We start from the raw sequence: 23,031 nt of genomic DNA, 5'->3' as shown, positions 1-23,031 counted from the left end.
TGTTTTGGAATAAATATTAGCCACGGTCGCCAATGCCGCAAGATCAACTGCAATATGAGGGCAATATTCGAGAGCACCTTTTTGCGGCGCGATGCTAATCACCTCCCAGACACCAACGCCAATCGGATGACCTGACGATGCTCGAAAAATTCGCGCGCTACCCGCTGACCTTCGGCCCCACCCCCATCGAGAAGCTCGAGCGGCTGTCGAAGCATCTCGGCGGCAATGTCGAGATCTACGCCAAGCGCGAGGACTGCAATTCCGGTCTCGCCTATGGCGGCAACAAGTTGCGCAAGCTCGAATACATCATTCCCGACGCGATCGCCTCGAACGCCGACACGTTGGTCTCGATCGGCGGCGTGCAGTCGAACCACACCCGTATGATCGCGGCGGTCGCCGCCAAGATCGGCATGAAGTGCCGCCTGGTGCAGGAAGCCTGGGTGCCGCATGAGGACGCGGTTTATGATCGCGTCGGCAACATCATGCTCTCGCGCATCATGGGCGCCGATGTGCGCCTGGTCGACGACGGCTTCGACATCGGCATCCGCAAAAGCTGGGAGCAGGCGATCGAGGAAGTGAAGGCTGCCGGCGGCAAGCCTTACGCTATTCCCGCCGGCGCCTCCGTGCACAAATATGGCGGGCTCGGCTATGTCGGGTTCGCCGAGGAGGTGCGCAAGCAGGAAGCAGAGCTCGGCTTCAAGTTCGACTACATCATCGTCTGCACCGTCACAGGCTCGACCCACGCCGGCATGCTGGTCGGCTTCGCGGCGGATGGCCGTGCGCGAAAAGTGATCGGCATCGATGCGTCGTTCACGCCGGCGCAGACGAAAGCGCAGGTGCTCTCGATCGCGCAGAACACCGCAAAGCTCGTCGAGCTCGGCAAGGAGCTCGTCGCCGACGACGTCGTGCTGATCGAGGACTACGCTTGTCCCGCCTATGGCGTGCCGTCGGAGGAGACCAAGGAGGCGATTCGCCTCACCGCGCGGCTCGAGGCGATGATCACCGACCCCGTCTATGAAGGCAAATCGATGCAGGGCCTGATCGACTTGACCCAGAAGGGCCATTTCGAGAAGGGCGCGAAGATCCTCTACGCCCATCTCGGCGGCGCGCCGGCGCTCAACGGCTATGGGTATGCGTTCCGGAACGGCTGACGTCTGTAGCCCGGATGGAGCGAAGCGTAAGCCGGGACTCGCGCGGTACGGAAAAACTGCCCCGGATTTCGCTACGCTCCATCCGGGCTACGGTCGTCGTACTCTACCGCGTCCGCACGATCTGCAGGAGCTCGTCGCCGTAATGCTCGAGCTTCTTGTCGCCGATGCCCGGGACGTTGCGCAACTCATCAAGCGTGGTCGGCCAGGCCCGGACGATGCCATCGATGGTGGCATCGTGGAGCACGACATAGGCCGGGACGCCGCGTTCGCGCGCGATATCCGAGCGCCAGGAGCGCAGTCTCGCGCGCAACTCGGGATCGACATCGCCCTGCGGTGCGCCGGCCGCCGGCGCAAGGTCGCCGCGGCGGGACTTGGCCCGGCTTGACCGGACGCGGGTGCCGGGCGCCTCCTCGCGCAACCACACCTCGGTCTCACCGCGCAGCACGCCGCGCGCGGTCTCCGTCAGCCTCAGCGCACCAAAGGCCTCGCTGTCGCTCTGCAAATGCCCCATCGCAACCAGCTGCCGCAGCACCGTGCGCCACTGCTTTTCGTTGAGCTCGCGCCCGATGCCGAACACCGACAGCTTGTCATGGCCGAACTGCGTCACTTTCTCGGTCAGGCGCCCGATCAGCACGTCGATCAGATGCATCGCGCCGAAACGCTGGCCAGTGCGATAGGCGCATGAGAGCAGCTTTTGCGCCAGCGCCTTGCCTTCGCGCATTTTCGGCGGCGTCAGGCAATTGTCGCAATTGCCGCAACTCTCGCCATGCGATATCTCGCCGAAATAGCCGAGCAGCCGCTTGCGCCGGCATTGCGCGGTCTCGGCGAGGCCGACCAGTGCATCGAGCTTCCGGATCGACACCCGCTTGAAGTCGTCGGAACCACTGGATTCGTCGATCATGCGGCGCTGCTGCACGATGTCGGAGAGGCCATACGCCATCCAGGCCGCCGACGGCTTGCCGTCGCGCCCTGCACGCCCGGTCTCCTGGTAATAGGCCTCGATGCTCTTGGGCAGGTCGAGATGGGCGACGAAGCGCACGTCGGGCTTGTCGATGCCCATGCCGAAGGCAATGGTTGCGACGATCACGATACCGTCCTCGTTGAGGAAGCGGTCCTGGTTGCGCGAGCGCACACCGCCGTCGAGCCCGGCATGATAGGGTAGCGCCGCAATGCCGGCATCGGCAAGCGCGGCGGCGACATCCTCGACGCGATTGCGGGACAGGCAATAAACTACGCCGGCGTCGCCTGCGTGACGCTCACGGATGAACTCCTTGAGCTGCGACACGGCATTGCGCTTGTCGACGATCTCGTAACGGATGTTGGGACGGTCGAAGCTCGAGACGAATTGCGGGGAACCGTCAAGCTTCAGGCGTTCGACGATCTCCCTGCGCGTCAATTCGTCGGCGGTCGCGGTCAGCGCGATGCGGGGCACGTCGGGAAAGCGCTCGGCGATGATGGAGAGGCCAACATATTCGGGCCGGAAGTCATGGCCCCATTGTGAGACGCAATGCGCCTCGTCGATCGCAAACAGCGCCACCTTGGCCTGCGCCAGCATCGACAAGCAGCGCGGCGTCACCAGTCGCTCGGGTGCCACATAGAGCAGGTCGAGATCGCCCGCGATCAGGCGGCGCTCGATGTCGGAGGCCTCCTGCATCGTCAGCGACGAGTTCAGCGCGGCGGCATTGACGCCGGCTTCGATGAGGCCGGCGACCTGGTCGCGCATCAGCGCGATCAGCGGCGACACCACGATGCCGCAGCCTTCGCGCAGCAGCGACGGCAGTTGATAGCACATCGATTTGCCGCCACCGGTCGGCATCAGCACCAGGCAATTGCCGCCATCGGTGACATGCCGGATGATCTCGCCCTGCGCTCCGCGAAAGCCCGGCAGGCCGAACACCGAATGAAGCACCGCCAGCGCGTCGCGGCCATCGGCCGGCGCAGGCAACGGAGCGGTAGAAGGAGCTGACATGGCGTGTCGGGGGCTGTGGGATTCGTCACAAGGCCAGTCGCATGACGGCGCCGGCGTTGCAAGACTGTTTCACACTTGCACCGCCGCTTCTTCTCCCTTGCCCCGTTCTTACGGGGAGAGGTAAGGGGGCTACGCCCCGATTCGCCGCAACGCTTCCGCGACCGTCACGATCGGCATGTTGCGCGTTCCGGCGGCCTCTAGCGCGTGGCGCAGCAAGGCCGGCGTGCAGCCATAGGGGCTTGGCTGATCGACGACATCGTGGCCGTAGAAGATCAGCCAACCGCCGCTTGCGACCGCCTCATCGAAATAGCGATCGACACCATCCGCATCGATCTCGCGGTCGACCAGCGGCGAAGCGCGCAGGAACTGGAGATCGATGACTTCGCGGTTGACGCCGGGAAGGATGCCGCGCGCCGAGCGGAAGTTTTGGGCGAGCTGCGGCTTGCGCCAGACCGAGGCAAGGCCATAGGGATAGGCGAAATTCTCGAGCCGGATGGAGGAGTCGATGCCGCCGAAATGGCTTCGGTTCCGCTCGATCTCACACGTCATCGCGTTCGCGTCGAGATCGACCGCGCGCAAATGCGAGAACGTATGGCAGCCGATCTCGTGGCCACCGCGATGCAGCCGGACGATCGCATCGTTCGAGAGGCCGTGCCAATGATCCCCGGGCTGATCGATCAAGCTGCCGGCGAGGTAGAACGTGCCGCGCCCGCCATGCGCTTCCAGCAGCGAGGCGCCCTCGCCTGCCGCACTGTCGGGAGCGTCATCGAAGGTGAAGCTCACCATCGGCGCGTGCGCCGTCAGACGGTGCGGTGCGGCGCGGAAATGCCGGGCCAGCCGATTGCTCAAGCGTCCGTTGAGGGCCGACAGCACGAGCGCATTCCCTGTGATTCCATATTTCGCTACTGAAACATTTGCGCACTGCCTGAGGCAAGCTTAACGCTTGGGTAATCCTAACGCGGAACCAACGGCCTTCGGTTAACGCGCGAGCAGCGAAGCATCCGCGTCTGCGCCGAGATATTGCAGCCAATTGCGAAAAAGCGCCGCGGCGGCGCTGCCGGCCGCAATATCGGTGCGCAAAGTCAGTGCAGGCAGCTCGTTGGTCAATGCCGGGTGCCGCTGATGCCTCGCCCGCTTTTCGAATCGCACCAGCTTCTCTTGCGTCGCTGCGTCAAAATAACTCACGGGGAGGGCCGGATAGACCTCCCGCTCGCGCGCGAGATAGCGGCCGATGTCGCGCAGATATTCGCGCTGGAGCGACAGCGCGTCATATTCAGGATGGCCCTGGAAGAACACGAACCGGCTGGCATATTGCCGGGTAAAGATGTCGACGCCGGCTCGCTCCGAACGGGTCAGTACCTGATAGCCCGCCTGTGCGAGATCGCTCTCGGTGACTTCGTTCAGGCGCGAATGCGAGACCTTGAGCGGCACCTGTGCCTCGCGCGTCAGCGTATCATTGGTCACGGCCTCGCAGTCGAAGATGCCATGACATTTGGACGGCAGCCGCTGTCGTTCGACGCGATCGAGATGCAGCACCGCCGCATGAGCGGCGAGGCATGACCAGATCGTCGAGCGGGTGTTGGTCTTGGCCCAGTCGATGAGATCGGTCAGGTCGCGCCAATACGGCTCCTGGTCGAGTTCGGGCGCGACCGGCTCGGCGCCGGTCACGATCAGCCCGTCGAATTTTTGACGCTTGAGATCGGAGAGATCGGAATATTCGCTCTCGACATGCCACTTCGCTTCCGGCGAGCGCTGCACTGACGGCAGCGAGAAGCAATGGAAACGGATGCGACGCGGCCCCGCGGCCGCCTGGAGTAGTTTCATGAACTGCCGCTCGGTCGCCTTCAGCGCCGTATCCGGCATGTTGTTGACCAGCCCGATGGTCAGTTCCGCGCGGGCATGATCGCGCGCGAGGTCACCCTCGGCCGGCACCAGCGCCGGGCTTGCGATACCTTGATCCCTGTCGATCAAGACGCTCATCGGCCCGATTGCCTACTCCGCCGCCTGAAGGCGCGCGGCCGGACAAGCCTTTTCCAGCGCCTGGTCGATGTCCTCGATGATATCGGCGGCATGCTCGATACCGATCGAGAGGCGGATCGTCTCCGGCAGCACACCGGCTGTGCGCTGCTGCTCCGCCGACATCTGGCGGTGCGTGGTCGAGGCCGGATGGCAGGCCAGCGACTTGGCGTCGCCGATATTGACGAGGCGCGTGATCAGCTTCAGCGCATCGTAGAAGGTCTTGCCGGCTTCCATGCCGCCCTTGATGCCGAACGTGAACAGCGAGGAGGCGTTGCCGTCGAGGTACTTCTGGACCAGCGGATAATAGGGGCTGTCCGGAAAGCCCGTGTAGTTGACCCAGGCGACGCGCGGGTCGTTGCGCAGGAATTCGGCGACCTTGCGGGCGTTCTCGCAGTGGCGCTCCATGCGCAGCGCCACCGTCTCGATGCCCTGGAGCAGCAGGAAGGCGTTGAACGGCGACAGCACCGAACCCATGGTGCGCTGATAGATGCTGCGCGCGCGTTCGATATAGGCGGTCCTGCCGAAGCGCTCGGCATAGACCAGGCCGTGATAAGACGCGTCCGGCTTGTTGTAACCCGGGAAGCGGTCGGCGTGCCTAGCCCAGGGGAAGTTTCCGGAATCGACGATAGCGCCGCCGAGCGTGGTGCCGTGGCCACCCAAAAACTTGGTCAGCGAGTGCACGGCGATGTCGGCGCCGTAATCAAATGGCTTGAGCAAGATCGGCGTCGCAACCGTGTTGTCGACGATCAGCGGCACGCCATGGGCATGCGCGATCCTGGCCAGCGCCTCGATGTCGCAGACATTGCCGGCGGGATTGCCGATGGTCTCGGCGAACACCGCGCGGGAGTTCTCGTCGATCAGCTTTTCGATCGCCTCAGGCTTGTCGCTCTCGGCGAAGCGGCCGGTGATGCCTTGCCGCGGCAGGATGTGCGAGAGCAGCGTGTGCGTGGTGCCGTAGAGCTGCGGCACGGAAACGATGTTGCCGCCGTGATCGGCGACGTTGACGAAGGCGAAGTGCAGCGCGGCCTGGCCGGTCGCAACCGCGAGTGCGCCGACGCCGCCTTCGAGCTGGGCGATACGCTTCTCCAGCACGGCGCTGGTCGGATTGGCGATACGGCTGTACCGGTAGCCTTCGGCCTCGAGATTGAAGAGCGCTGCGCCGTGATCGGCGCTGTCGAATGCGTAGGCCGCGGTCTGGTAGATCGGCACGGCAACCGCGTGCGTGGTAGCTTCGGGCTCATAGCCCGCGTGAATAGCGATCGTCTCGTTACGCATCATCCACCTCCGCGTGGGACGCGGGCCGCACTTATTCGCCTGTATGAGGCATGTGCGTTGTCCGCCGTCCCTCTGTTAGAGGCGGGCGGTAAAGCGGACAATAATTCGCTTAGAGATCGAGGAAGTAACCCTAACGGTTGTTGGCGAATTGGCTAAAATTTGAGTCAATTTCGATCAAAGGGCCCCCGCGCGGGACAGGCGAAGCCCTTCGAGCTCGGCTCAGGCCATCGTCTTCCAGAGCTGGTGGGTGAGCACGCCGGCGCGCTTCTCGATCGCGGCGGCCGCGTCCAGCGCGAGATCCTCACGGTAGCGGCCCGCGATGAGCTGCACGCCGATCGGCTGGCCGTCGTGCACGGTCACCGGCACCACAGCGCCGGGCAGGCCCAGCACGTTGATTGCGGAGATGAAGCGGATCTCGCCCCAGAAGATCTCCTTCACGCGCTCGGCGCTGACGGTGTCGTCGCGCGGGCCCGGCGTCGGCTTCACCGTGGTCGGCGCCAGCACCACCGGATACTCCTCGAAGAACAATTGCCAGGCGCGGATATGGCCGTTGCGCGCGGCGGTGGCGCGCATCCAGGCGGGGAGATCGAGCGCGTTGGCCTTGGTCTTCATGCCGTTCCACGCCTTGTGGAAGTCCTCCGACGTGACCTTCAGCATGCCGGCCTCCTGCATCACCACCGTCTCGTTGGTGATGATGTCGCACCAGGTCTGCCAGACGCCGTTGATGTCGGGCACCTCGACCTCGCTGACGCGATAGCCGGAGCGCTCCAGATGATCGGCGGCCTGGCGGAGCGCGGCGGCAACGTGCGGATCGACCGCCATGTCTTCGGGGATTTTGGCCAGTGCGACCTTGATCGGCCTCTTCGGCTTCGGTCCGACCAACGGCGCCGGCACCCACCAGGGATCGCGCGGATCGCGCTGGCTCATCACCTCCAGCGCAAGACGGACGTCGCCGACGTGGCGGGCAAGCGGCCCCTGCGCCGACATCAGATGCGCCAGCATCGGCCGCTCCGTCACAGCGCTGCCGTTGAAGGCGGGAATGCGGCCCTGCGTCGGCTTGATGGTGGCGACGCCATTGCAATGCGCCGGCCAGCGCAACGAGCCGCCGATGTCGTTGCCATGCGCGATGGTGCCGATGCCGGCGGCAACCGCCGACCCCGCACCGCCCGAGGAGCCGCCGCAGGTGATGTTCGGGTCCCAGGGATTGAGCGTCAGCCCGTGCAGCGGATTGTCGGTGAAGCCGCGGAATGAGAATTCCGGCGTATTGGTGAGACCGAGTACGATCGCGCCGGCCTTCTTGAGGTTGCGGACAACAGGCGAATCCGACGGGGCGACGAGGTCCTTGTTGGCGGGAACGCCGTTGAAATTGGGCCGGCCTTCATAGTCGACGTTCTCCTTGATGGTGATGGGGACACCGTGCAGGAGGCCGAGCTCGCCGCCCTTGGCGCGCTGCTTGTCGGCGGCATGCGCGGATTTCAGAGCCTCCTCGCCGAGATCGACCACGACTGCGTTCAGCCTTGGATTGACGGCATGCATCCGCGCCAGATGCGCCTCGACGGTCTCGACCGCGGAGATCGAGCCGGAGCGGATCGCGGCCGCAGTGTCGACCGCCGACCATTGCCAAGCCGGCCCCCTGGGACGGCGCAGTGCGACCTTCTTGACCGTTGTCTTGGCCGGCTTCGCGGCGGCGGCACCCTTGCGGACGACGGCCTTCTTGCTCGAGGTCTTCGCTGATTTCCTTGCAGCACTTTTCTTCTTGGTCGCCGTCTTCTTCGCCACGTCGCATCTCCTGAAATTGCGGCGCGGAGGTTACTGACGGCAATAAGGCCTGTACAGCGGCGTTTCTGCAGAAGTGCGCGGGGAACGGAACGTGGAAACTGGTGGGAGGAGGCCGATGGCGGAGAAAAGGAACTGGGTGGGAACTTTCGCCGCGGAGCTACGACACGGTGATGGAACTTTCGACGCGCCACGATCTGGTGCGAATGTCTTCGCGCAAATCTCGGAAGCGCGCGGCCGCCGCAATTTTCGTCACGCTGTTGATAAATTTATCCAGCAACATGTGTGCGCATACATGTGATGAATTTCGACAGCAGAAATCGCGCGAGCATCCGCTCAAAATTTCGGTGAAGAGACGGCTGCTTGACAGATCCTTTCGGCTATTGCAGTTTTAAGTTGAATAGCCCTCGACTGATTTTGCTTTGCTCGTTTGACTTTCCAAGAAACGAACGCGGAGCATTGACATGACGGCTATTCCTCCCGCCAGTGGCGTTACCCTCCACAACGGCGACACGATGGATGTCAGCGGCGGCACTTCCGTCGATAACACGGCAATCCAGATTGGCGGCTTGCAGACGGTCGGCGGATCTTCCACGACAAGCACGGCAACCGACACGCTCATCGAAGGCGGAGAACAGGACGTCGTGTTTAATGGCGTCGCCAGTTACACGAGCATCAACTCGGGTGGCGTCCAGCGTGTAACCGGCAATTTTGTCCACGAAGGTCCGAACCCCGGCGAGGTTGATCACACCACGATCAACAGCGGCGGCGAGCAGGACATCGACACCGGCATCGCAACGACGACGACTGTCAATTCCGGCGGCCTTCAGAACGTGACGGATGGCGGCAGCGCCAGCGGCACGATCGTCAATTCCGGCGGTGTTCTCAAAGTTTCGGGTGAAACCGTGGAAACGGCGCCCGTGTTTCCACCGCCGGTCATCCAAAGCCTCGCGACCGCTGCAACGATCAACTACCAGGGCGAATTCGACATCACCGGCGGCGGGACTGCGGTGAACACGATCGTCCATGGCGGCACCATGACCGTCTCGGGATCGATACCGGATCCGTTCGCCAACGTCCCCGGCCAGCCGGCCGTCGACGCCAGCACGGCGACCGGCACGACCGTCGAAAATGGTGGAACCCTGACGGTGTCGAACGGAGCATTGGTATCCGGCACAATCCTACAAGAGTTCGGCACGTTAAACGTCGATGCAGGCGGCACAGCGACCGGAACGACCATCAATGGTTATGCGACGATGGAACTGTCCGCCGGCGCGACGGCGACCAACACAACCGTCAATCAATATGGCGCTTTGATTGTGCTTGGTAACGCCGATTTTTCGGGGACAACATTCAACGCCGGCAGCACTCTCGAGATCGGCGGCGGCACGATTGAAAGCGGATTCAATGTCGCGAACAGTTCGGCGCTCTACGTTTTGGACGGCGGTATCCTCAATAATGGTGTTGTCTCCGCAGGCGGAACGCTCGTCGCTGAAGCAGGCGCGACCCTATCCAATACGACCTTCGAAAGTGGCGCGACGTTCATCATCGAGTATGGCTACACGGAAGATGGCTTCACCGTGTCTGACGGCGTGCAGTTCAAGGTGTTCGGCGGCACAGCCACGAACACGACGATATCGGTGGGTGGCAAGCAGATCGTAGGCGACTTTGGCTCAGGAGGCTCTGCCAGCAACACCGTCATCAATGGCGGCGAACAAGATGTCGGGCTGATCTCCAACGCGAGCTATACCACGATCAACATGGGTGGCATTCAGCGGGTAAACGGCCTTTATATCCACGATGAGCCAGGTCCGGGGCAGGCAGATCACACCACCGTCAATAATGGCGGTGAGCAAGACGTCGATACCGGCATCGCGACGTCAACGACCGTCAATGCCGGCGGCGTTCAGAATGTCACCGATGGGGGCAAAGCCAGCGACACCACCGTTGAATCGGGCGGTGTCATCAATGCTTCGGGAGAGACGGTCTATTATCCTCCCGGAGGCCGATACGGCGAAGTCATCAGAAGCGAAGTCGACTCAGCCGTTGTCGACAACGGCGGCCAATTGCATCTGTCCGGGGCGGGAATCGCCAAGGACGCCACCATCGATGGTGGTGTGATGACGGTTTCAGGATCCATTGCGGACCCCACGGGCGACCCAAGCGTACCGGCGGCCGACGCCAGCGCGGCGAGCGGAACAATCCTCAATTCGGGAAGCCTCTCCGTCTCGGACGGCGGCATCATCACCTCTACGACTCTGAACGGCGGCACGCTTGACGTGCTCGATCAGGGCACCGCGAACGTATCGACGATCGATCATGGCGCCACGGAATTCGTCGAGGCGGGGGGCATTGCCGGCGCGACCACGATCGCCGGCGGTACGCTTGATCTCAAGGTGGACGCGATGTCCGACGACGCGATCACCTTCTCCGGCCAAGGCACACTCAAGATCGAGCAGGAGCTGGCTTCGGGCTCATCGACCTTTGCAAGCCAGATCAAGGGCATTGCGCTCGGCGATCAAATCGATCTTTCCGGGCTGTCCTATGCAAGCGGCGCAACGGCGACGGTATCCGGCTCGACGCTCACGGTCAGCAACGGCGCGGCCAGCGAGACCTTCAACTTGGCCGATACGTCGGTCACGAGTTTCAGCATCGCGAAGGATAGCTCCGGCGGCATTCTGCTGACGGCTGCGGCGGGACCGACCATCGCTGGAGCCGTGTCGGGACAAACGACCAGCAATGAAGCTGCGATCAATCCATTCGCGACCGTAACGATCACGGATCCAAATGCAGCGGCAACGGATAGTCTCATCATCACGCTCGCAGGCGCGGCGGGTATCCTGTCCGGGACAGGATTGATCTCACTTGGAGACGGAACCTACGAATTGGCTGCGACCAGCGCTGACAAGCTGACCGCCGAGCTGCACGCCCTCACCTTCGTGGCTTCGCCGCACGGAGACGGCAGCGCAACGACTACGTTCACCCTGAGCGACACAAGCAGCGACGGCTTGACCGTCAGCGACGCCAACACGTCGGTCATCGACACACATCAAGCCGCTCCCACGACGATCGACGGCCCGGCATCCGGTTATGCGACCATTGAGGGCACCACGGGCAACGACATCATCCACGCCTATGGCCTGTTCAATACGATCCACGGCAATGGCGGCAACGACACGATCTATGCCGGAACATACGGTACGGTTGATGTGTCGAGCGGCGACAGCACGGTCTATCTGCAGGGGATCGTCAACCACGTCACCGGCGGCGACGGCAACAACATGGTGACGGGGTCGACAGGCGCCACGACGATTGCGCTCGGCAATGGCAGCAATACCATCGACGCCGGCGGATACGGCAACATCATCAAGCTGGGCAACGGCAACGATGTTGTCCACCCCGGTGACGGCGCGAGCCAGGTCACGGCTGGCAACGGCAACGGCCACGTGACGCTCTCCGGATATGGCAATACAGTCACGCTTGGCGATGGCGACGATGTCGTCACGGGCGGAGATGGCACCAACAGTGTCACGCTGGGCGACGGCAACAGCACCGTGAATCTCAGCGGGACGGGAAACAAGATCACCGTCGGCTCGGGAACAAACACGATCATGGCCGGCAGCGGAGTGGACAACGTCGTTGCCGGCGCAGGCCACGATACGATCACGCTTGGCGGCGTCGCCAATCACGTGGAGCTCAACGGATCCCAGGCAAATGTGACAAACCAGATCGGCCAGGACGTCATGACGGTCAATGGCGGATCAGACCAGTTCAACTTTTCCGGGTTCGGCAATCAGGCGATCATCAACGGCGCGGCCCATGTGGACATCAGCGATCACAGCACGGGTCTGACCGTCTCGATCAACTCCAGCAACCAGATCGACAGGATCTCCGGATTTGGTAACGACTCTCTCGGCGTCATCGATCTCGCGAACGGCGTGGGCGATTACCACTCCGCCGCCGACATCATGAGCGCGCTAACGAGCGATGGGCACGGCGGGACTCTGCTTGCCCTGGGGAGCGCCCCTGGCGCGGGATCGGTCGATTTCGTCGATACCGCGATCAGCCAGTTGCACGCATCGAACTTTTTGATCGTGTAGGGCTCGGCTTCTTGGCGGCGCGACCGCCCTGGTGCATCTAGCTAGTTGGTGAAGGGCGGCTTGTTATGAAGCTGCCTGGGGGGACCTGCAAGGCACCGTCCCGAGTGGCTGGCGGAGAGAGTGGGATTCGAACCCACGGTACGGTTTCCCGCACACACGCTTTCCAAGCGTGCGCCTTAAGCCACTCGGCCATCTCTCCGGAGCGCCCTCTCTTGAAGGGGCGCCGGTGATTTTGCAAGGGATCGCGGGGAAAACGGGTGAATTTTCCGCAACATATTGTATTTACAATGAAATATCTCACCTGGCGCGACCGCTTGGAACTTGGCGAAGGCTGAACCAGTCGCGGGTTTGGCGCGACGATTCCCTCGAGGACGCCAAACACGATTGGGGACGCCATGACCATCCGCCAGACCATCTTCACGCTAGGTCTGATTTCGGCCCTCGGCCCCGCCGTTACCGCGCCGGTTCAAGCCCAGGTCTGCACGCGGCAGGGTGTCGACGTGAGCTGCGACGACGGGCGGCGCGGGGTGCTTTCAGGCGATGCCATCCTCTGGCCGGACGGGACGCGCTCCAGCTCGACCCCGCATCAGAGCGTGATCATCGGCAACAAGAACTCGGTGCATGTCGGGCCCGGCGTGTTCGTCGGCCATGGCAAGGGCATGGTGCCGATGGATGATCCCAACGCGCCGAACAAGCGGCGCTGCGCGATTCTGGACGGGGTGTCGTACTGCTATTGAGTATTGAGGCTCGGCCTTGCCTGGAATTGCCGTCATGCCCGGGCTTGTCTCGGGCATCCACGTTCTTAGAACCGCGTGGCAAGCCGTGGATGGCCGGGACGAGCCCGGCCATGACGAGTGGATAGATTCGACACGCGAGGAAGAAATCTAGATCAACCGCACCCCCGAGATCGCCGACTTGAGCCAGCGCAGCGCCTGCGGCGGCTGCGCTGCGAGCGGGGCGGCCGCCGCCTTCTCGATGCGGCGCTTCTCCAGCTCGGCGACGAAATCCGACGACCATTGCTGGATGGTGTGGCCACGCAGTGTCTTCATCATTGCGTCCCAGCGCATCTTGCGTTCAATCAGCGGCATCGCGGCCGCGACTGCGATCGCACGGGCCATGCCGTCGATGTCGTGCGGATTGACCAGCAGCGCGGTGTCGAGCTCGTTGGCGGCACCAGCGAATTTCGACAGCACCAGCACGCCGGGATCGGCCGGGTTTTGGGCTGCGACATATTCCTTGGCGACGAGGTTCATGCCGTCATGCAGCGGCGTCACCACGCCGACCTGCGCGGTACGATAGAGGCCCGCGAGCACGGCCTGGCTAAAACCCTTGTTGAGATAGCGAATCGGCGTCCAGTCGACCTCGCCATGGCGGCCGTTGACGTCGGTGACGAGGCGCGCGACCTCGTTCTGAAGATTGCCGTAGGCCTCGATGGCGCCGCGCGAGGGATTGGCGATCTGCAGCAGCGAGATGCTGCGCGCAAACTGCGGCTGCTCGGTCCAGAGCCGGTCGAACGCGCTGATGCGGTTGACGAGCCCCTTGGAATAGTCGAGCCGGTCGACACCGATCGCCAGTCGTTCGCCATTGAGGCTGCGGCGCAGGCGCGAGACGTCCGGATGCGACGCCGACTTCGCGGCGTAAGCCGCGAACTTCTCCGCGTCGATGCCGATCGGAAACACCTCGCAACGTGTGCGTCCGTGCTGCGAGAGCACGATGCCGTCATCGACGACGAGGCCGAGTTCAGTGCCGGCATAGCCGAGAAAATTTTGGCAATCCTCCTCGGTCTGGAAACCGAGCAGGTCATAAGCCAACATCGTCGTGATCAGTTCACGATGATTGGGTACGCCCTGCATGACCGCAGCGACCGGCCACGGCGTATGCAGGAAGAAGCCGATCGGATCGTCGACGCCGAGATCGCGCAGCTCCGCGCCGAGCGCGAGAAAATGATAATCCTGCACCCAGAACGCAGTCTTTGGTTTGCGAAATCGCATCAAGGCGCGCGCCATGAACGCGTTGACCTCGCGATAGCTCACATAGTCGTCGCGCGAGACGCGGATCAGATCGCTGCGGGAATGCAGCGCCGGCCACAGCGCCGAATTGGCAAAGCCCTCGTAATAGCCGCCGTAATGCGCGGCCGGCAGGTCCAGCGTCGCAATCGCGCCCGAGCCCAGCGCCTCGATCTCGGCGAACGGTTCCTTCTGATGGCCGTCGCGCACGCGGCCGGACGATCCCACCCAGATCGCGCCCGAATGCTCGACGACCGGAAGCAATGCCGCGGCGAGGCCACCCGTCATGGGCTCGTTGGGTTTACCGCGCGCAACTCGATTCGAAACGACGACTAAGTTCACAGGTCGTCCCCTCCTGTTCATTCCACCCCGTTTAACTGCCGTTCATCAATATGGTTCCTTGTCATCATTTCTACGAAATGAAACCAAAGTCAGGCGCGCGCGTTGGAACCAGTTCTCCTGAGGGGAACCCGGCGATTTCATTTGGGAATGAGAGTTTTGGCGCCAAATGTCGCGCAGCGTGAATTGCGCGTGCGATGAAACACCGCGACCACAATGTGGCTCTGACATGTCGATGCCTCATTCCAACCTTGTGTCGTCGAGCAGGCGCGCGAGGAACGCGCGCACATCGCCCGGCGCATCGAAGTGACCATTGACGCCCATCGCGCGGCGACCGACCGAAAAAGAAAGACCGTTCATGTCGGGCATGATCGCGAACACGGTTTCATCGGTGACGTCGTCGCCGATGAAGATCGGTCGGCGCCCCCTGAATGGCTCGTGCTTCATCAGCTCGCGCACGCCGGTCGCCTTGGTGAAACCGGAATGCTTGATCTCGCAAACGAACTTGCCGGGCAACACTTCGATCGGCGCATTGGGCAGATCGGCCCGGATCAGCGACACGGCCTCGAAGATCGCCTTCTCCGCATGCGGCGCGAGGCGATAGTGCAGTGCCAACGAATAGCCCTTGTCCTCGAGCAGAATGCCGGGACTGAGCTTCGCAATCGCGGCCAAGCGCCGTTTCAGCTCCTTGTCCATCGGCGGCGCATGAACGTCATCTGCCTCATTGCCCACCGACAGCCGCATCTCCGCGCCATGACCGGCGACGGCACGAAACACGTCGGGCGCGAAGATCAAGTCGATGTCGTTGAGCGAACGTCCGCTGACCATCGCCAGCGCGCCCGACGTGCGCTCCGTCAACCGGTTGAGCGTCTCCGACAAGCCTGGCGGCACCCACACCTCGCGCGGCGTCGGCATCAGGTCCAGCAGCGTGCCGTCGATGTCGAGCAAGATCGCGGTCTCATCGAGATGCGGCACGAGTGCATGCGGCACCGGCACCGAATCGGGCATTTCGTCATCGATCATGGCGCGCTTCTGATCCAGATCAGCAAGTTCCGATTTCATAGTCTACTCCATAGAAGCGAGCGGCCGCGCGATTTGTTCGAGCGATTTGCGCTCCGCGGGGACGGCATAGCGCCAGGCCACGATCGCGGCCGCGATCATCAGGAAGGCGCCCAGCAAATAGCCGGCGAACACGCTGCTGCGTGATCCCGTGTCGATCAGCGCCCCAAACAGCGCGGGACCCGCGACGCCGCCGATGCCGGTGCCGACCGCATAGAACACCGCGATCGCCAGCGCGCGAACTTCGAGCGGGAAGGTCTCGCTCACCGTGAGATAGGCGGCGCTCGCGGCGGGCGAGGCAAAGAAGAAGATCACCATCCAGGCAATGGTTTGCCCTTGCGCACTGAGCGCGCCGATCGAGAACAGATAACCCGACAGTGCCAGCAGCAGGCCCGAGACGCCATAGGTGAACATGATCATGGCGCGGCGGCCGAGCGTATCGAAGAGACGGCCCAGCAGCAGCGGACCGAGGAAGTTACCGGCGGCGAAGGGGAGCAGGTACCAGCCGACATGATCGGCGCTGATGCCGTAGAAGTCGGTCAGCACCAGCGCGAAGGTAAAGAAGATCGCGTTGTAGAAAAAGGCTTGCGCGGCCATCAGCGCGAGCCCGACCAGCGCACGCTGGCGATAGGTGAAGAACAGCGTATGCACGACTTCGCTGATCGGGGTGTGATCGCGCATCTTCAGGCGCATCGTGGCGAAACGTCCGTCGCTTGCCTCCTGGTCATGTCCGATCACCGAGCGCTCGATGTCGTCGACAATCTTGTGGGCCTGCTCCGGATGGCCGTGGATCATCAGCCAGCGCGGGCTCTCTGGGATCCACATCCGCATCAAGAGCACGACGAGGCCGATGGTCGCACCGATGAGATAAGCGAGACGCCAGCCGAGATCGGGACCGATCACCGCAGGATCGAGCAGCACGATGGCCGCCACCGCGCCCATGGCCGCGCCGATCCAGAAGCTTCCATTAATGACCAGATCGGTCCAACCGCGATAGCGCGCCGGCACCAGTTCCTGAATGGTCGAGTTGATCGCAGTGTATTCGCCGCCGATGCCGGCGCCGGTCAGAAAGCGAAACAGCGCGTAGCTTGCGATATCCCACGACAGTGCGGTCGCGGCCGTTGCAGAGAGATAGAGCGCGAGCGTGATGAAGAACAGCTTTTTGCGGCCGATACGATCAGTGAGCCAGCCGAAACCGAGCGCGCCGAGCACGGCACCGGCGAGATAGGCGGAGTTGGCGATGCCGAGATCGAGATTGGAGAAGTGCAGCGTCGGACTCTGCTTCAGCGCGCCCGAGAGCGCGCCGGCCAGCGTCACCTCGAGCCCGTCGAGAATCCAGGTGATGCCGAGCGCCAGCACCACGCGGGTGTGAAATCCGCTCCACGGCAGTGCGTCGAGCCGCGCGGGTATGCTGGTCTCGACGATCCGATCGGTCGCGGCGGCCGAGATCGTGGGTGCATAATTCAGCGCTGGGCTCTGCTGCAATTCCATCGCGTTGCTGGGTCATGGGGGTGCGGCATTCCGCCTGCCACCCGCGACAACGTCTGCAGCAACAGCAGGTTCCCCCCAGGAACGGCGGCGAATGCCGGCCGTTTCCGAAGGAACCAAGGAGTTGACGCATGGCTCATGTCAGAAAGACGACACATTCGCGCAAAACCGCAGCGCGCAAGAAGACCAGCGCGAGGCGCAGCACCTCACGCAAGAGCACAAAGCGCGCCTCGCCAAAGCGCTGGTCGCAGCGTGTGACAAAGGAGAGCGACGCACTGGACCTCAAGCGCGGCGTGTTCACGCTCACGAGCCCGAAGCGGATCGCAGCGTCGCTGAAGCGCTCGGCCGAGCACAGCGCGCGCCGCAAGACCGGGGCCTATCGCTCAGCGTTGTCGATGCTGACGTTCTATATCAACCGTGCCGGCAAGACGTTGCCGAAGACACAGCGCGAGCGGCTGGAGAAAGCAAAGGTGGAGCTGAAGCGGGCGTTTGGGAAGGAGTGAGACTATTCGTCCCGTCGTCCTGGACAACGAGCAGAGTGAGCGCCGATTCAGGACGACAATCGAGAGAACCTTACGCCGCCCGGATATTGGCCATGAAGCGATCGAGTTCGGCGCGCAGCCGGGTGCTTTCGCTCGACAGCGTCTTGGCCGAGTTCAATACTTCTTCCGAGGCCGAGCCGGTCTCAGCTGCGCCACGGTTGACCTGACCGATGTCGGTGGCTGCGGCCTGGGTGCCCTGGGCAACCGTCTGGACGCTGCGCGCGATCTCTTGCGTCGCCGCGCCCTGCTCTTCCACCGCGCTGGCAATGGAAGTCGAGATCGACGAGATCTTGCCGATAGTCGCGCCAATTTCCTTGATCGCGGCGACCGATTCCGCGGTCGCGCCCTGCATTCCCATGATGTGCGAGGAAATCTCATCCGTCGCCTTGGCCGTCTGGCTCGCCAGCGACTTCACTTCACTTGCGACCACCGCAAAGCCGCGGCCGGCCTCGCCAGCGCGGGCCGCCTCGATGGTGGCGTTCAGCGCGAGAAGGTTGGTCTGCTCGGCAATCGCGGTGATCAGCTTGACCACCTCGCCGATCTGCTGGGCGGCATGCGAGAGCTTGCCGATACGGCCGTCGGTTTCCTTGGCCTGCACCACGGCCGCCTCGGCGATCCGGGTGGAGTCGCGGACCTGGCGGCCGATCTCCTCGACCGAAGCCGAGAGCTCTTCTGTGGCGGTGGCCACCGACTGCATGTTGCTCGATGCCTGCTCGGATACGCCCGCGACCTGGCTCGACAGCGTCTGCGTGGTCTCCGCGGTGCGGGTCAGCGTGGACGCCGACGATTCGAGCTGCACGGCGGAGGCCGAGACGTTCGACACGATGGCGCCGACGGCGGTCTCGAAATCATCGGCGAAGCGGATCAGCTCGCCGCGGCGGCTTGCCGCCTGCTCCTTGTTCTGGGCTTCGCTGGCGGCAGCATCGCGCTCCGCCTTGGCCACGGCCTGAACCTTGAACTCCTCGACCGCGCCGGCCATCTCGCCGATCTCGTCCTTGCGGCCGAGGCCCGGGAGCACGACGTCGAAATTGCCCGATGCGAGCTCGCGCATCGCCTTGCACATCGCGATCATCGGCCGCGAGATGCCGTTACCGAGCATCAGCGCGAGCACGGCGCCGACCGCGAGGCCGCCCAGCGCCAGCATCAACATCAGCTGCTCGGTTTCCGCGATCGTCGTATTGGCGCTCGCCTCGATGCGCTGCTGATCGGCCGACAGGTCGGACCGCAACTCGCCGGAGAGCTTGAGGATGGCCGCAGCCGTCTTGGTCATCTCGCCATTCAACTTGACGATGATTTTCACGTTGTCGGAGAGCTTTGCAAACGATGCGCGGTACTGCTTCAGCAGACCACCGATCTCGGTGACGCGGTCGGTGATCTTCTGGTCATTGGCGTAGATCGAGACCAGCAGCGTCTCCAGGAACTTGATGCGTGCGATCACGCCGTCGGCGGTCTTCGGCTCCGGCTTGGCGACGAAGGCGCTGACCGAGGTGGAGACCGCGAGATATTGCGAGGTGATGTCCTTGGCGGTGGTCTGGACCGAGTCCAGGCCCGCCAGCGCCGCGGTATCGGCGAGATCGTCGAACTTGAAGCGGATCTTGTTGCCGACGCTGTTCAACTCATCGGCTGCGATCTTGTTGTTCTGGCGGGTCAGCGTGATGATTTCGCCGAAGACTTTCGTGAAACGCTGGAACTCGGTTTCGAGCTTGCCGACCTGCTCGCGGCGCTCCGCACCGGTCGTGGCGGACATCGACTTGGCGATCGCCGCTCTCAAATTCTCTTCGGCCGTCTTGGCCGCCGTCTCGTCGTCCGCGGCGCCGGTCAGCGTATAGGCCCGTGCCAGCCCCTGATAGGCGATCAGCTCACGATCGACGGTTCGCGCCAGGTTAGCTTCCGACACGCTGATCCGATAGGCGGCGACGGCGCCCGCGATCCGCTCGAAGCCGAAATAGGCGAAAGCCATGCTGACGGCGAGGATGGCCAGCACCGCCACGAAGCCGAGGATGATTTTTGCACGAAAACGCAAGGTGAGCAGCTTCGAGGTGTTCGGCTTCGAGTTGTTCGGTTTCGACTTGGCGGACATTCCCCCACCCCATTCCATTCGCGGAAAACCAGGCGCAGCCGGGAAGCAGCCCGCTCCCCGACTCGTCTGCACGGTAAATGGCAAAGGATAAGCTGCGGTAAATTTGCGGCGCCGCAACTTGCGGTTAGGTGACGCGGGGCGTTTGTCGTCCTGACAAGCGAAGCGCAGATTCAGGACCCATTACCCCAGGGAGAAGTTTGGCGAAGACTCGGGGTTACCAGCCCCGCACCACAACTTCTCCCTGGGGCAATCGGTCCTGGCTTTCGCCAGGACGACAATCGAGAGAACCTTACGCCGCCCGGATATTGGCCATGAAGCGATCGAGTTCGGCGCGCAGCCGGGTGCTTTCGCTCGACAGCGTCTTGGCCGAGTTCAATACTTCTTCCGAAGCCGAGCCGGTCTCGGCGGCGCCACGGTTGACCTGACCGATGTCGGTGGCGGCGGCCTGGGTGCCCTGGGCAACCGTCTGGACGCTGCGTGCGATCTCTTGCGTCGCCGCGCCCTGCTGCTCGACGGCGCTCGCGATCGAGGTCGAGATCGAGGAGATCTGACCGATGGTCGCACCGATTTCCTTGATCGCGGCGACCGATTCCGCGGTCGCGCCCTGCATGCCCATGATGTGCGAGGAAATCTCATCCGTCGCCTTGGCCGTCTGGCTCGCCAGCGACTTCACTTCGCTCGCGACCACCGCAAAGCCGCGGCCGGCCTCGCCAGCGCGGGCCGCCTCGATGGTGGCGTTCAGCGCGAGAAGGTTGGTCTGCTCGGCAATCGCGGTGATCAGCTTGACCACCTCGCCGATCTGCTGGGCGGCATGCGAGAGCTTGCCGATACGGCCGTCGGTTTCCTTGGCCTGCACCACGGCCGCCTCGGCGATCCGGGTGGAGTCGCGGACCTGGCGGCCGATCTCCTCGACCGAAGCCGAGAGCTCTTCTGTGGCGGTGGCCACCGACTGCATGTTGCTCGATGCCTGCTCGGATACGCCCGCGACCTGGCTCGACAGCGTCTGCGTGGTCTCCGCGGTGCGGGTCAGCGTGGACGCCGACGATTCGAGCTGCACGGCGGAGGCCGAGACGTTCGACACGATGGCGCCGACGGCGGTCTCGAAATCATCGGCGAAGCGGATCAGCTCGCCGCGGCGGCTTGCCGCCTGCTCCTTGTTCTGGGCTTCGCTGGCGGCAGCATCGCGCTCCGCCTTGGCCACGGCCTGAACCTTGAACTCCTCGACCGCGCCGGCCATCTCGCCGATCTCGTCCTTGCGGCCGAGGCCCGGGAGCACGACGTCGAAATTGCCCGATGCGAGCTCGCGCATCGCCTTGCACATCGCGATCATCGGCCGCGAGATGCCGGTGCCGAGAAGAAAGGCGAGAACAGCGCCGAGCAGCGTGCCGCCGACGGCCAGCATGAGTACCAGCTGCTCGGTCTTCCCGATGGTGGCCGCGGATTCCGAATCCAGCCGCTGCTGTTCGGCGACCAGATCCGCCTTCATGGCGGTGGCGCCCTGAAGGATTGCTCCTGCCGAACCGGTCATCTCGGTGACGAGCTCGTCGACCAACTTGGCGTTGGCGATCAGCTTCTCCAATGCTTCGCGATAGGCGCCAAGCAATCCCTTGGCGTCCTTCAAGCCGGCGATGACCTTGTCGTCCATGGAATAGACCGCCCCGAGTGAGTTCTCGACGAATTTCAGCCGAGCCAGTGCGCTGGCGGCGATCGCCTGGTCGGACGTCAGGACGAAATTGGTCGCGGCCGCGCTCGCGGTCTGGAATTGGGTATTGACCTGCTTGGTGCCGAACTCGATCGCCTGCGCCTCGGAATCGGAGGCGTTGTTGCCGATGTCGTCGAGCTTGTACTTCAGGAGGTTGGCATTCCGCATGAGCTGGTTCTGCACCAGCAGCGCGCTGTCGCGCTTGGCCTGGAGGACCTTTCCGAACGTCGCGGAGAAATTGGAAAATTCCTTGGCGAGCTTGCCGAGGCTCTCCTGCCGCACCGACTTCTTGGCGCTCGTGACCGCCTGGTCGATAGCGTTCTTCAGGCCGGTCTCGGCATCCAGCGCCGCCTTGGCGTCGTCCTCCTTGCCCGTGACGACGAAATATTTGGCGGCAGAACGGTAGGCGAGCAGCTCGCGGTCGATGTTACGGGCGAGGTCGGCCTCGGACACGCTGGTGCGGTATGACCCGACCCCGGACGAGACCCGCTCGAAACCGAAATAGGCGAAGGCCATGCTGCCGGCAGAGATCACCAGCACCGCGGCAAAGCCGAGGATGATCTTGGCGCGGAACCTGAGGGTCGGAAATATTGTACGCTTCGACGGCGACGCGATACGGCCGGACATTCCCACCCCCATTTTCCATTCGGCCGTGATCCGGAGACGTCCCGCCTCCAGACCCGGATGAGCAAAACTAGGGCAGAATGGATAAAGGGCGGTAAATTCGGCATGCCCGTGCAATCCGGGGGGGGCCCTATCGGCCAGAGGCCGGCCGGATGGGCATGACGGCTGGCATCCCGCCCCCAGCCGCCGCAGCGCTGGAAATGACGATCTGGCTGCTCAAATCATTACATCTGCAGCCGGATCAATGACCTTTCCATGACCGGGGCGACCAAAATCCTAGTTGCAAAGTCGGGGGGCGGCGGTCTCTAATTAGAAACAATCAAAATCGATCCCCGGGAGGACTTCACCGTGTCTACAGTCAAACTGACAGTGAACGGCAAGGCCGTTACTGTCGACGTCGAGGACCGCACGCTGCTGGTCCATCTCTTGCGCGATCACCTCAACCTCACCGGGACCCATGTCGGCTGCGACACCAGCCAGTGCGGCGCCTGCGTCGTGCACATGGACGGCAAAGCCGTAAAATCCTGCACCATGCTGGCGGGACAGGCCGATGGCGCCAACGTCACCACCATCGAAGGCATCGCCAAGGGCGACGAGCTGCACCCGATGCAGGCCGCCTTCCGCGACAATCACGGCCTCCAGTGCGGCTATTGCACCCCAGGCATGATCATGTCGGCGATCGACATCGTGCACCGCCATGGTGGCGAGCTCGACGAGGCGACCGTGCGCCAAGAGCTGGAAGGCAATATCTGCCGCTGCACCGGCTACCACAACATCGTCAAAGCCGTGCTGGATGCAGCCGGACGCATGAAGGTCTCGCAGGCGGCCGAGTAAAGCGGCTCGCCTCGAACGACAAAGACCACCACTGTCGCTTTCGATGGAAAGCGCAGAACAAGAATTT

General features: G+C 63.3%; 15 protein-coding genes and 1 tRNA gene. 5 read left to right on the top strand and 11 right to left on the bottom strand.

What is annotated here, in order from left to right; all coding sequences use genetic code 11:
- Nucleotides 1-137 precede the first annotated feature (137 nt).
- Nucleotides 138-1,151 carry a 1-aminocyclopropane-1-carboxylate deaminase gene (locus tag JJE66_RS12050; RefSeq protein ID WP_200514482.1) on the top strand — a complete coding sequence of 338 codons (1,014 nt, stop codon included), beginning with the start codon at nucleotides 138-140 and terminating at the stop codon, nucleotides 1,149-1,151.
- A 103-nt stretch (nucleotides 1,152-1,254) separates the two neighbouring features.
- Here the strand turns inward: JJE66_RS12050 and recQ are convergent, their stop codons facing one another.
- From recQ to JJE66_RS12025, 5 genes are all read right to left on the bottom strand, one after another.
- Nucleotides 1,255-3,120, bottom strand: coding sequence for a DNA helicase RecQ (gene recQ / locus JJE66_RS12045; protein ID WP_200514481.1), 1,866 nt, complete (start codon nucleotides 3,118-3,120; stop codon nucleotides 1,255-1,257).
- A 129-nt stretch (nucleotides 3,121-3,249) separates the two neighbouring features.
- Nucleotides 3,250-3,993: a polysaccharide deacetylase family protein gene (locus tag JJE66_RS12040; protein WP_200514480.1), complete on the bottom strand. Its 744-nt coding sequence runs from the start codon at nucleotides 3,991-3,993 to the stop codon at nucleotides 3,250-3,252.
- 105 nt (nucleotides 3,994-4,098) lie between these two features.
- Nucleotides 4,099-5,100 carry a homoserine O-succinyltransferase gene (locus JJE66_RS12035; RefSeq protein WP_200514479.1) on the bottom strand — a complete coding sequence of 334 codons (1,002 nt, stop codon included), beginning with the start codon at nucleotides 5,098-5,100 and terminating at the stop codon, nucleotides 4,099-4,101.
- Nucleotides 5,101-5,112: 12 nt separating this feature from the next.
- Complete coding sequence (locus JJE66_RS12030) at nucleotides 5,113-6,414, bottom strand: O-acetylhomoserine aminocarboxypropyltransferase/cysteine synthase family protein (protein ID WP_200514478.1); 1,302 nt, start codon at nucleotides 6,412-6,414, stop codon at nucleotides 5,113-5,115.
- Nucleotides 6,415-6,633: 219 nt separating this feature from the next.
- Nucleotides 6,634-8,193 carry an amidase family protein gene (locus JJE66_RS12025; RefSeq protein ID WP_200514477.1) on the bottom strand — a complete coding sequence of 520 codons (1,560 nt, stop codon included), beginning with the start codon at nucleotides 8,191-8,193 and terminating at the stop codon, nucleotides 6,634-6,636.
- 461 nt (nucleotides 8,194-8,654) lie between these two features.
- On the opposite strand from JJE66_RS12025, the gene JJE66_RS12020 reads away from it, so the two are divergent.
- Nucleotides 8,655-12,290 carry an AIDA repeat-containing protein gene (locus JJE66_RS12020; protein ID WP_200514476.1) on the top strand — a complete coding sequence of 1,212 codons (3,636 nt, stop codon included), beginning with the start codon at nucleotides 8,655-8,657 and terminating at the stop codon, nucleotides 12,288-12,290.
- Nucleotides 12,291-12,399: 109 nt separating this feature from the next.
- Here the strand turns inward: JJE66_RS12020 and JJE66_RS12015 are convergent.
- A tRNA-Ser gene (locus JJE66_RS12015) sits at nucleotides 12,400-12,489 on the bottom strand.
- A gap of 196 nt (nucleotides 12,490-12,685) precedes the next feature.
- Here JJE66_RS12015 and JJE66_RS12010 point away from each other — a divergent pair.
- Nucleotides 12,686-13,027: a hypothetical protein gene (locus tag JJE66_RS12010; protein WP_200514475.1), complete on the top strand. Its 342-nt coding sequence runs from the start codon at nucleotides 12,686-12,688 to the stop codon at nucleotides 13,025-13,027.
- Nucleotides 13,028-13,174: 147 nt separating this feature from the next.
- Here JJE66_RS12010 and JJE66_RS12005 read toward each other — a convergent pair whose 3' ends face one another.
- The 3 genes from JJE66_RS12005 to JJE66_RS11995 form a co-directional block, all read right to left on the bottom strand.
- On the bottom strand, nucleotides 13,175-14,638 hold the full coding sequence (locus tag JJE66_RS12005) for a trehalose-6-phosphate synthase (RefSeq protein ID WP_200514474.1): 1,464 nt from the start codon (nucleotides 14,636-14,638) through the stop codon (nucleotides 13,175-13,177).
- A gap of 237 nt (nucleotides 14,639-14,875) precedes the next feature.
- Nucleotides 14,876-15,697, bottom strand: coding sequence for a trehalose-phosphatase (otsB, locus tag JJE66_RS12000; protein ID WP_200514473.1), 822 nt, complete (start codon nucleotides 15,695-15,697; stop codon nucleotides 14,876-14,878).
- Nucleotides 15,698-15,700: 3 nt separating this feature from the next.
- Complete coding sequence (locus JJE66_RS11995) at nucleotides 15,701-17,185, bottom strand: MFS transporter (protein ID WP_200514472.1); 1,485 nt, start codon at nucleotides 17,183-17,185, stop codon at nucleotides 15,701-15,703.
- 128 nt (nucleotides 17,186-17,313) lie between these two features.
- On the opposite strand from JJE66_RS11995, the gene JJE66_RS11990 reads away from it, so the two are divergent.
- Nucleotides 17,314-17,685 (top strand): DUF3175 domain-containing protein, encoded by a 372-nt coding sequence (locus tag JJE66_RS11990; protein ID WP_200514471.1) that lies wholly within the window; start codon nucleotides 17,314-17,316, stop codon nucleotides 17,683-17,685.
- Between the two features lie 70 nt (nucleotides 17,686-17,755).
- Here the strand turns inward: JJE66_RS11990 and JJE66_RS11985 are convergent, their stop codons facing one another.
- On the bottom strand, nucleotides 17,756-19,804 hold the full coding sequence (locus JJE66_RS11985; RefSeq protein WP_200514470.1) for a methyl-accepting chemotaxis protein: 2,049 nt from the start codon (nucleotides 19,802-19,804) through the stop codon (nucleotides 17,756-17,758).
- A gap of 289 nt (nucleotides 19,805-20,093) precedes the next feature.
- Nucleotides 20,094-22,133 carry a methyl-accepting chemotaxis protein gene (locus JJE66_RS11980; protein ID WP_200514469.1) on the bottom strand — a complete coding sequence of 680 codons (2,040 nt, stop codon included), beginning with the start codon at nucleotides 22,131-22,133 and terminating at the stop codon, nucleotides 20,094-20,096.
- Nucleotides 22,134-22,478: 345 nt separating this feature from the next.
- On the opposite strand from JJE66_RS11980, the gene JJE66_RS11975 reads away from it, so the two are divergent.
- The gene (locus JJE66_RS11975; protein WP_200514468.1) at nucleotides 22,479-22,964 is read left to right on the top strand and encodes a (2Fe-2S)-binding protein; all 486 of its coding nucleotides are present in this window, start codon (nucleotides 22,479-22,481) and stop codon (nucleotides 22,962-22,964) included.
- The last annotated feature ends 67 nt before the right edge of the window (nucleotides 22,965-23,031 follow it).

The organism is Bradyrhizobium diazoefficiens (assembly GCF_016612535.1).
Lineage (GTDB): Bacteria > Pseudomonadota > Alphaproteobacteria > Rhizobiales > Xanthobacteraceae > Bradyrhizobium > Bradyrhizobium diazoefficiens_C.
The sequence above is the reverse complement of the archived record's forward strand: the minus strand, read 5'-3'. Positions and strand labels throughout refer to the sequence as shown.